The sequence below is a fragment of the Microbacterium sp. CnD16-F genome (assembly GCF_024124465.1).
GTDB lineage: Bacteria > Actinomycetota > Actinomycetes > Actinomycetales > Microbacteriaceae > Microbacterium > Microbacterium gawkjiense.
In genome coordinates this window covers 1-11,012 of record NZ_JAMXSA010000072.1, presented here as the reverse complement: position 1 = coordinate 11,012, position 11,012 = coordinate 1, and the positions used below count along the sequence as shown (strand labels likewise).

Here is an 11,012-nt window from a genome sequence, read left to right as displayed (position 1 = left end):
GGGCTCCGGGGCGTCGTCGTGGCGCGCGGGCGCGTCGACGACGTCGGTGTGGGCGGTGGATGCCTCGGAGTCCGTCTCCGTCGCCGCCGGACGGTACAGCGGCTCGCTCTCGACGGCGGAGGCCGTCACGGGCGCGTCGGGCTCGCTGTACTTGCCGTAGTCGATCGACAGGTCCGAACCGCGGTCGGTCGCGGTGAAGTCCGCGTCACCGCGCGGGCGGTCCTCGGCGGTGCGCGAGGCGGCCTCGGCCTCGGCGAGGCTGTCGTTGGCGCTGCCGACGACGTGGTCGACGTCGCGGGGCTCGCCGGTGGACGTGGGCTCCTCGACGGGCTCGCCGTAGGCGGGCTCACGCGTCGGTTCGTTCCGCTCGCCGAACTGGGGGTCGCTCATGGCGGTGTCACTCCTCACGCGGAGGCGTGCGCCACCGCTCCAGCGAGCGTATCGTCGGCGCCCCCAGCCGCCGCGGAGGCGCCCCGACGTGTCTCGACGCCGCGTCCGGGTCGAGACGTATCGTGGACCCCATGTCGAGCCGACGCCCCCGCATCCGCCGTGCGCTCGTCGGCGCCCTCGCCGCCCTCACCCTCGCGGGCGCCGTGACGGCCTGTGCCCCCGAGCCCGACGCGGTGCCGCCCGCGCCGACGGATGCGGCATCCGGAACCCCCAGCCCGACCGTCACGCCCGTCGCCATCGCGGAGTTCCCGTTCGGCCCGTCGACCTCGACCACGCCGCTGCCGAAGGACTGCGAGAGCATCCTGACCCCGGGCATCCTGGACACCCTGCAGGGCATCCCGCTCAACGCACCGGGCATGGGCGGCGGCATCCGGCCCGACAGCAGCCGCGTGTGCGTGTGGGCTGACCCCGGCGCAAGTCGCACGAGTCTCGTCACCGTCGTGGGCTACTCCCCCGAACGCGAGGCGCGCGATGCGCTCTACCTGCTCGGCGTCGACGAGGGCTACACCTGCTACGAGCCGGACGAGGGACTGCGGTGCGAGAAGAGCGGCACCGACGAGCTCGGGCTCCCGGTCGGGCGCACCGTCTACTGGCGCGACGGGGTGGCGATCGACACGCAGTACTCCAACCTCGCACCCCAGGGGTACACGGCGGCGATCGTCCGGTCGATCTGGGGCTGAGCGCTCAGCCTGCGCGTGACCAGACCGCGGCGGCGACACCGTCCGCGTACTGGGTCGGATGCCACGCCTGCTGCGACGTCGACACCCACTGCCCGCCGCCGGCCTCGATCGTCTCGAGCAGGTCGCCCTCGGTGCGCGAGCAGCGCACGCGGTCACCCTCGGGGGCGCACTCGAACCCGAGCGGCGGCAACGCAGCCGTCGCGATGGCCCCGGCATCCGGCGGCACTGTCGCGACCGTCGTGGAGATCTCACCTCGCCCGGAGGTCCAGGTGCACGTGACGAGCACCTGCGGCTCGAGTGCGGCGACGAGGTCGGCGGCCGCCGACACCGGCGCATCCGTCGAGGCGACCATCTCGGCACCCTCGGTCCACCGGAGACCGGCCCACGCCGCTTCGTTGTAGAGGTCGCGACAGCCGAGAGGTGCCGAAGTCGGAGCAGCGGATGCCGTGGGTTGCGGCACCCCCGCGGCCTCGGAGATCCATCGCGAGGCGGCGGGGAACATCGGCACGGCGAGCACCAGCAGCGTCACGACGATCGCCGCGCTCACGACGCCGACGAACCACGCGAAGCCGGCGTTGCGCCCTCCCACCCCTGCCATGCCCCCAGGGTAGCCGCCCGGCCGGACCGATCCGCGCCGACGACGCCGAAGGCCCCCGGGAGATCCCGGGGGCCTTCGGTCAGACGATCACACCTCGATCAGTTATAGCTGCCGGGGGTGAAGTCGTCGGTCGAGAAGCTGTCGAAGTCGACGTAGCTCAGGTCGGCGTCGCTGTACGCGCCGTCCGAGGCGAAGATGCGGTTGGGGTACCGCTCGCTCTTGGCCTCCTCCGTCGCCTCGACCACGACGTTGCGGTACTTCGCAAGGCCGGTGCCGGCGGGGATGAGCTTTCCGATGATGACGTTCTCCTTGAGGCCGACGAGCGGGTCGCTCTTGCCCTCCATGGCCGCCTGCGTGAGGACGCGGGTGGTCTCCTGGAACGATGCGGCCGACAGCCACGACTCCGTCGCGAGCGACGCCTTCGTGATACCCATCAGCTCGGGGCGACCCGAGGCGGGACGCTTGCCCGCCGCGACAGCCTCGCGGTTCATCTGCTGGTAGCGCTTGAAGTCCACCAGCTCACCGGGCAGCAGGTCCGTCTCACCGTGGTCGACGACCGTGACCTTGCGCAGCATCTGGCGCACGATGACCTCGATGTGCTTGTCGTGGATCGGCACACCCTGCGAGCGGTACACGCCCTGCACGCCGCCGACGAGGTACTTCTGCACCTCGCGGGCACCCTGCACGCGCATGACCTCCTTGGGGTCGAGCGTTCCGACCTGCAGCGGCTGACCGACCACGACACGCTGGCCGTCCTCGACGAGGAGGGTGGCGCGCTTGAGGACCGGGTAGACGTGCGGCTCGTCACCGTTGTCCGGGGTCAGGATGACCTTCTTGGCCTTCTCGGTCTCATCGATCTTGATGACACCGTCAGCCTCGGCGATCGGGGACGCACCCTTGGGGGTACGCGCCTCGAACAGCTCCTGGACACGGGGCAGACCCTGGGTGATGTCGTCCGCCGATGCCGAACCACCGGTGTGGAACGTACGCATCGTCAGCTGGGTACCGGGCTCACCGATCGACTGGGCGGCGATGATGCCGACGGCCTCACCGATGTCGACGAGCTTGCCGCTGGCCAGCGAACGGCCGTAGCACTTGGCGCACACACCGACGGCGGAGTCACAGGTGAGGACCGAGCGCACCTTGATGCTCTCGATGCCACCGGCGACCAGCTTGTCGATGAGAACGTCACCCACGTCGTCGCCGGCCTCGGCCAGGACGGCGCCCTGCGCGTCGACGACGTCGGCGGCGAGGGTACGGGCGAACACCGAGTTCTCGACGTTGGCGTCACGCACGAGCGTGCCGTCGGTGCCGGGAGCGGCGATCGTGAACTCGAGACCCTTGGTCGTGCCGCAGTCCTCCTCGCGGATGATGACATCCTGCGAGACGTCGACGAGACGACGCGTGAGGTACCCCGAGTCGGCGGTACGGAGGGCCGTGTCGGCCAGACCCTTACGGGCACCGTGCGTCGCGATGAAGTACTCCGCCACCGACAGACCCTCGCGGTACGAGGAGATGATCGGACGGGGGATGATCTCACCCTTGGGGTTGTTCACCAGGCCTCGCATACCCGCGATGTTGCGGATCTGCAGCCAGTTACCACGGGCACCCGAGCTCACCATGCGGTTGATGGTGTTGTCGGACGGGAAGTTGTCCCGCATCGCCTTCTGGACCTCGTCGGTCGCCTCGGTCCAGATCTTGATGAGCTCCTGACGACGCTCGGCGTCGGTGGTGAGACCCTTCTCGAACTGGCCCTGGACCTTCGCGGCCTGCTTCTCGTAGGCGGCGACGATCTCCTTCTTGTTCGGCGGCGTGAGGACGTCGCTGAGGGCGACGGTCACACCCGAACGGGTGGCCCAGTAGAAGCCGGCGTCCTTGATCCGGTCGAGGGATGCCGCGACCTCGGTCTTCGGGTACTCCTCGGCCAGCTTGTTGACGATCTGCGACAGCTTGCCCTTGTCGGCCTGCTCGCGGACGAACGGGTAGCCCTTGGGGAGCGTGTCGTTGAAGATCGCCTGACCCAGCGAGGCATCCACCAGACCGTGGCGCTCGTAGCCCTCGGGCGCTTCGCCCTCGAGGAACGTCAGACCCGGGACGCGGATGCGGACCTTGGCCTGCAGGTCGAGGGTGCCCTCGTCCTTGGCCAGGATCGCCTCGCCGACGGAGCCGAACACACGGCCCTCACCGGCAGCACCCTCCTTGATCGTCGTCAGGTGGTGCAGACCGATGATCATGTCCTGCGAGGGCAGGGTCACCGGGCGGCCGTCCGACGGCTTGAGGATGTTGTTCGAGGCGAGCATCAGCACGCGGGCCTCGGCCTGAGCCTCGACCGACAGCGGCAGGTGCACGGCCATCTGGTCACCGTCGAAGTCCGCGTTGAAGGCGGCGCAGACGAGCGGGTGGAGCTGGATGGCCTTGCCTTCGACGAGCTGCGGCTCGAACGCCTGGATGCCGAGACGGTGCAGCGTGGGCGCACGGTTCAGCAGCACGGGACGCTCGCGGATGATCTCCTCGAGCACGTCCCAGACCTCGGGACGGGTGCGCTCGACGGCACGCTTGGCGGCCTTGATGTTCTGCGAGTGACCGAGGTCGATGAGGCGCTTGATCACGAACGGCTTGAAGAGCTCGAGCGCCATCTGCTTGGGCAGACCACACTGGTGCAGCTTCAGCTGCGGGCCGACGATGATGACCGAACGGCCCGAGTAGTCGACGCGCTTGCCGAGCAGGTTCTGGCGGAAGCGACCCTGCTTACCCTTCAGCATGTCGCTGAGGGACTTGAGGGCGCGGTTGCCGGTACCCGTGACGGGACGACCGCGGCGGCCGTTGTCGAACAGGGCGTCGACGGCCTCCTGCAGCATCCGCTTCTCGTTGTTGACGATGATCTCGGGGGCACCGAGGTCGATCAGGCGACGGAGACGGTTGTTGCGGTTGATCACGCGACGGTACAGGTCGTTCAGGTCGCTGGTGGCGAAACGGCCACCGTCGAGCTGGACCATGGGACGCAGCTCCGGCGGGATCACCGGGACGACGTCGAGCACCATCGAGGCCGGGCTCATGCCGGTCGACAGGAACGAGTTGACGACCTTGAGGCGCTTGATCGCACGGATCTTGCGCTGGCCCTTGCCCTCGGAGATCTGCAGGTGCAGCGACTCGGCCTCGGCGGCCAGGTCGAACGCCTCGAGGCGACGCTTGATCGACTCGGCGCCCATGTAGGCCTCGAAGTACTGACCGAAGCGGTCCTGCAGCTCCTGGAAGATGTCGTCTTCTTGCTTCAGCTGACCGACCTCGAGATTGCGGAACTCGTCCCACATCCGCTCGAGCTTGGCGACCTGCTCGTCGCCGCGCTTGCGGATGGTGGCCATCTCCTTCTCGGCGGCGTCCTTGGCCTTCTTCTTCTGGTCGGCCTTGGCGCCCTCCGCCTCGAGGGCGGCGAGCTCGTCTTCCAGCTTCTGCAGGCGGTCGGCGACGCGGGCGTCGCGACGGTCGGCGATGTTCTTGATCTCGAGGCGGAGGTTCGCCTCGTGGGTCGGCAGGTCGCGGTGGCGTGCGTCCTCGTCGACCGAGATCACCATGTAGGCGGCGAAGTAGATGACCTTCTCGAGGTCCTTCGGCGCCATGTCCAGCAGGTAGCCCAGGCGCGAGGGGACGCCCTTGAAGTACCAGATGTGGGTGACGGGGGCGGCGAGCTCGATGTGGCCCATGCGCTCACGACGGACGGAGGACTTGGTGACCTCCACGCCGCAGCGCTCGCAGACGATGCCCTTGAAGCGGACGCGCTTGTACTTGCCGCAGGCGCACTCCCAGTCGCGGGACGGTCCGAAGATCTGCTCTCCGAAGAGGCCGTCCTTCTCGGGCTTCAGCGTGCGGTAGTTGATGGTCTCGGGCTTCTTGACCTCGCCGAAAGACCAACGACGGATGTCGTCGGCGGTGGCGAGACCGATACGAAGCTGATCGAAGGTGTGTGACTCGAGCACTGATTCTCCTGTGTCGGAATTCTGTTCGTTGCCGGTACGGGTCAGATCTCGTCGATCGACGTCGACTCGAACCGGGTGGAGATGTTGATGCCGAGCTCCTCCGCTGCGCGGAAGGCCTCGTCGTCACTGTCGCGCAGGTTGACCTCGGTGCCGTCGGCCGAGAGGACCTCGACGTTCAGGCAGAGGGACTGCATCTCCTTCATGAGGACCTTGAACGACTCCGGGATGCCGGGCTCCTGGATGTTCTCGCCCTTGACGATGGCTTCGTAGACCTTGACGCGTCCCACGATGTCGTCGGACTTGATCGTCAGCAGCTCCTGCAGTGCGTATGCGGCACCGTAAGCCTCGAGCGCCCAGACCTCCATCTCACCGAAGCGCTGGCCACCGAACTGGGCCTTACCGCCGAGCGGCTGCTGGGTGATCATCGAGTAGGGGCCCGTCGAGCGTGCGTGGATCTTGTCGTCGACGAGGTGGTGCAGCTTCAGGATGTACATGTAGCCGACCGAGATCGGAGCCGGGAACGGCTCGCCGGAGCGACCGTCGAACAGCTTCGCCTTGCCCGAGCTGTCGATGAGACGCTCGCCGTCACGGGTGGGGTTCGTCGAGTCGAGCAGACCCGCGATCTCCTCCTCGAACGCACCGTCGAACACCGGGGTCGCGACCTTCGTGCCGGGCGCGGCCTCGCGGGCCTGCTCGGGCAGCTTCGCAGCCCACTCGGGCGAACCGTCGACCTTCCAGCCCTGCTTCGCGACCCAGCCGAGGTGGGTCTCGAGGACCTGACCGAAGTTCATTCGACCGGGGATGCCGAGCGGGTTCAGCACGACGTCGACCGGGGTGCCGTCGGCGAGGAAGGGCATGTCCTCGACGGGCAGGATCTTCGCGATGACACCCTTGTTGCCGTGGCGGCCGGCGAGCTTGTCACCGGCGGTGATCTTGCGCTTCTGGGCGATGTAGACCACGACGCGGCGGTTGACGCCCGAGCCGAGCTCGTCGTCGCCGTCCTCGGCGTTGAACTCCTTGACGGCGATGATCGTGCCCTGCTCGCCGTGGGGCACCTTCAGCGAGGTGTCACGGACTTCGCGGCTCTTCTCGTTGAAGATCGCGCGGAGCAGGCGCTCCTCGGCCGACAGCTCGGTCTCACCCTTGGGCGTGACCTTGCCGACGAGGATGTCGCCGGGGCGAACCTCGGCGCCGATGCGGATGATGCCGCGCTCGTCGAGGTCCTTCAGCAGGTCGGGGCTGACGTTGGGGAGGTCACGGGTGATCTCCTCCTTGCCGAGCTTGGTGTCGCGAGCGTCGACCTCGTACTCCTCGATGTGGATCGAGGAGAGCGTGTCGTTCTTCACGAGCTCCTGGCTGAGGATGATGGCGTCCTCGAAGTTGTGACCCTCCCACGTCATGAAGGCGACGAGGAGGTTCTTGCCGAGGGCGAGCTCGCCGTTCTCCGTGGCGGGGCCGTCGGCGATGACCTCGCCGACCTCGACGCGGTCGCCGGCCGAGACCACGACGCGCTGGTTGTACGAGGTGCCCTGGTTGGAGCGGTCGAACTTGCGCAGGAAGTAGTCCTGCGTGCCGCCCTCGTCGAGCTGGACGGTGACGACGTCGGCCGAGACCTCGGAGACGACACCGGCCTTCTCGGCGGTGAGGACGTCACCGGCATCGATGGCCGCGTAGCCCTCCATACCCGTACCGACGATCGGCGACTCGCTGCGCAGCAGCGGGACGGCCTGACGCTGCATGTTCGCACCCATGAGGGCGCGGTTCGCGTCGTCGTGCTCGAGGAAGGGGATGAGGGAGGTCGCGACCGACACCATCTGGCGCGGCGAGACATCCATGTAGCCGATCTCGTCGACCGGGAACAGGTCGACCTCGCCACCCTGACCGCGACGGGCGAGGATGCGGTCGTTGACGAACGTGCCGTCGGCGTTGAGCTCGACACCGGCCTGCGCGACGACGTAGTCCGCTTCTTCGGCGGCCGTCAGGTAGTCGATCTGGTCGGTGACCTTGTTGCCCACGACACGGCGGTACGGCGTCTCGATGAAGCCGAACGCGTTGATGCGCGCGAACGACGCGAGCGAACCGATGAGGCCGATGTTCGGGCCTTCCGGGGTCTCGATCGGGCACATGCGGCCGTAGTGCGAGGGGTGGACGTCACGGACCTCGACGCCGGCACGCTCACGCGAGAGACCACCGGGGCCGAGCGCCGAGAGGCGACGCTTGTGGGTCAGACCCGCGAGCGGGTTGTTCTGGTCCATGAACTGCGACAGTTGCGAGGTTCCGAAGAACTCCTTGATCGCGGCCACGACGGGGCGGACGTTGATCAGGGTCTGCGGCGTGATCGCCTCGATGTCCTGCGTGGTCATGCGCTCGCGGACGACGCGCTCCATGCGGGACAGACCGGTGCGGACCTGGTTCTGGATGAGCTCGCCGACGGCGCGGATGCGACGGTTGCCGAAGTTGTCGATGTCGTCGACGTCGAGGCGGATCTCGGCGGGCTTGCCGGCGCGGACGCCGTCGTAGCTGACGTCACCGCGGTGCAGGCGAACGAGGTACTTGATCGTCGCGACGATGTCCTCGACGGTCAGGACGGAGTCGCTCAGCGGCTTGTCGATGCCGAGCTTCTGGTTGATCTTGTACCGACCGACCTTGGCCAGGTCGTAGCGCTTCGGGTTGAAGTAGAAGTTGTCCAGCAGCGCGCGGGCGGCCTCGGCGGCGACCTGCTCGCCCGGACGGAGCTTGCGGTAGATGTCGCGGAGCGCGTCCTCCTTGGTGAGGATCGTGTCCTTCTCGAGGGTCTCCTCGATCGAGCTGAAGCCCGCGAACTCCTGCATGATGTCTTCGCTCGACAGGCCCAGGGCCTTGAGGAAGACGGTGACGGACTGCTTGCGCTTGCGGTCGATGCGCACGCCCACCTGGTCGCGCTTGTCGATCTCGAACTCGAGCCAGGCGCCGCGGCTCGGGATGACGCGCGCCGAGACGATGTCCTTGTCGGAGGTCTTGTCGGGCGTCTTGTCGAAGTAGACACCCGGCGAACGCACGAGCTGCGAGACGACGACGCGCTCGGTGCCGTTGATGATGAAGGTGCCCTTGGCGGTCTGGAGCGGGAAGTCGCCCATGAAGACCGTCTGCGTCTTGATCTCACCGGTGAGGTGGTTCATGAACTCGGCCTCGACGTAGAGCGGGGCGGCGTAGGTCTTGCCGCGCTCCTTGCACTCCTCGATGGAGTACTTCTCGGGCTCGAGGTAGGGGTTGGTGAACGAGAGCTGCATCGTCTCGCCGAGGTCCTCGATCGGCGAGATCTCCTCGAAGATCTCCTCGAGGCCGCTGATCTCGGGCACATCGGTGCGGCCGGCGGCCTGCGCCTCGGCGACGCGTGCCTTCCACGCCTCGTTGCCGACGAGCCAGTCGAACGACTCGGTCTGCAGCGCCAGAAGGTCGGGGACCGTCAGCGTGTCGGAGATCTTGGCGAACGAGAGGCGGGATGCCCCGCGGCCGTTCTTGGTGGTGGTGGTGGAAGTTGCGTTGCGCGCAGCAGCCAAGGGAATTACCTCCGTGAGCCCGGGGAGGGCTGGTTTTCCTTGTCGTCAGGTGGAGTACTCCCGCATCCGACACCTGCGGCGCGCGCCGACGGGAACCGTCGGGGGCGCAGGCACAAGCCGACCACCATATGAGGGCAAGTAGAGGGGAGCGCAACTACCCACTATAGGACGGACGACGCGCCGTGTCCAGTCGGATCGTTGACGACTTTCGGATGCTGCGGTATAACTCACGCCCGGTCGGCGCCGCTCAACCCCCGGCTCCGCCGCTCAGACCCACTGCCAGGTCGCGAGAACGGACATCGCGAGCGCGTCGCGATCCTCCTGCGGCACGTCGACGCTCGAGGAGAAGGTGACGATGTAGGTCTGCCCGGCGTCGACGAGGTAGTACTGGTCGATCACGTACGGGACCTCCCCGGTCGACACGGTCGCCGTGAGGTGCGCGGACTCGGAGCCCGCCGCGGTCACCCGGTCGAGGGTCTGCACGTCGGTGGCGCCGGCGCCCTCGAGTTCGTCGATGCCGCTCTGCTCGACCTGGTCGGAGGTGACCTCGCCGCCGGGCGAGACGAGGATGTTGACGTTGTCGGGGTAGTCGTCGTCGTCCTGGAGGTCGGCGGCGAACGTCGTGGGGTCGAATCCGTCGGGGGCGCCGTCGGGGAAGCCCCAGCCGTCGGGGAGGCGGAACGTGTACTCGTCGGTCGCGACCTCCGCGCCGGTGGCGGGGGCGAACTCGACGGCCTCCGTCTGCTGCGGCGAGACCTCCTGCGTTTCGGCGGGCGGAGCGGACTCGGCGGTGCATCCGGTCAATCCCACCGCGGCCGCCGGGCCCAGGGCGGCGGCGAGCGCGAGGGCGACGGAGGCGCGACGGAACGACATGCAGCCGACCCTACGGGCCGGCGGCGATCACCGCCGAGGGCTTGCGCTGCGGAGCCGAAGGTGAGAACCGGGTCGGGCCTGGGCGAGCGCCGCGCGTCCCGCGGCGGTCACCACGCCGATCACGGGGTACCCGCCGGTCACCGGTCCGTCCGTCCCGAGGACGACCGGCAGACCGTCCGGCGGCACCTGGACGGCGCCGGGCAGCATCCCCTCGCTCGCGAGCTCCCGGGAAGCGGCATCCGCCGTCCGCGCCAGCGGCGGACCGTCGAGACGGATGCCGACACGGTCGGCGCGGGCGCCGACGACCCACGTCGTCTCGAGGAACGCCCGCCGCGCCGCCGGGGTGAACCAGTCGGCGCGGGGACCGGCGGCGACGGGGACGTCGATGACGGTCGGCGGCGGCGTCCACGGCCACAGGTCGACGGGTGGGACGGGATGCCGGGCGGCATCCGCCGTCGCGATCCCGTCGCCCGCGCGCAGCGGCGCCGGCCCGAGACCCGCGAGCGTGTCGGTCGCGATCGATCCGACGACGGGGTGCCCGGCGACGCCGCCGCGGATGGCGAGCAGGGCGCGGACCCCGGCGCGGAAGGTGCCGATCGACAGGTCGGTGCCGGCGGGCCAGAGCACCGGGCGATACGGGTCGACCTCGCGCCCGGCGACGTGGACGCTCCCCCACGCCCCGGTGACGGCGATCCAGAGATCACGGGTCGCGGTCGCGCGGAAGCCGCCCAGGGTCACCTCGATCGCGGCGGCGCCCGGTACGTTGCCGACGAGCCGGTTCGCGGCGGCGAGCGCCGGGCGGTCGGCAGCGCCGGAGCGTGCGACACCGTCGGCGAGCGCGCCGGGGCGACCGGCATCCTGCACCGTCGCGAACGGGCCGGGGTCCTGCACGACGGCG

General features: G+C 68.8%; 6 protein-coding genes and 1 pseudogene. 1 reads left to right on the top strand and 6 read right to left on the bottom strand.

Annotation, left to right across the window (positions count from 1 at the left end; all coding sequences use genetic code 11):
- A pseudogene (locus tag NH287_RS13925) lies at positions 1–390 on the bottom strand (hypothetical protein); the annotation flags it as partial.
- A 131-nt stretch (positions 391–521) separates the two neighbouring features.
- Here NH287_RS13925 and NH287_RS13920 point away from each other — a divergent pair.
- A complete protein-coding gene (locus tag NH287_RS13920) occupies positions 522–1,130 on the top strand; it encodes a hypothetical protein (RefSeq protein ID WP_253036096.1) in 609 nt (202 codons plus the stop codon).
- 4 nt (positions 1,131–1,134) lie between these two features.
- Here the strand turns inward: NH287_RS13920 and NH287_RS13915 are convergent, their stop codons facing one another.
- The 5 genes from NH287_RS13915 to NH287_RS13895 all read right to left on the bottom strand — a co-directional run.
- Positions 1,135–1,728, bottom strand: a complete 594-nt coding sequence (locus NH287_RS13915; protein ID WP_253036095.1) for a hypothetical protein — start codon at positions 1,726–1,728, stop codon at positions 1,135–1,137.
- A 98-nt stretch (positions 1,729–1,826) separates the two neighbouring features.
- Positions 1,827–5,702, bottom strand: coding sequence for a DNA-directed RNA polymerase subunit beta' (gene rpoC / locus NH287_RS13910; RefSeq protein WP_253036094.1), 3,876 nt, complete (start codon positions 5,700–5,702; stop codon positions 1,827–1,829).
- A gap of 41 nt (positions 5,703–5,743) precedes the next feature.
- Positions 5,744–9,241, bottom strand: coding sequence for a DNA-directed RNA polymerase subunit beta (locus NH287_RS13905; protein ID WP_064003342.1), 3,498 nt, complete (start codon positions 9,239–9,241; stop codon positions 5,744–5,746).
- A 267-nt stretch (positions 9,242–9,508) separates the two neighbouring features.
- The gene (locus tag NH287_RS13900) at positions 9,509–10,114 is read right to left on the bottom strand and encodes a hypothetical protein (RefSeq protein ID WP_253036093.1); all 606 of its coding nucleotides are present in this window, start codon (positions 10,112–10,114) and stop codon (positions 9,509–9,511) included.
- Positions 10,115–10,141: 27 nt separating this feature from the next.
- The coding region (locus tag NH287_RS13895; protein WP_253036092.1) for a biotin-dependent carboxyltransferase family protein at positions 10,142–11,012 on the bottom strand (871 nt) is incomplete at its 5' end.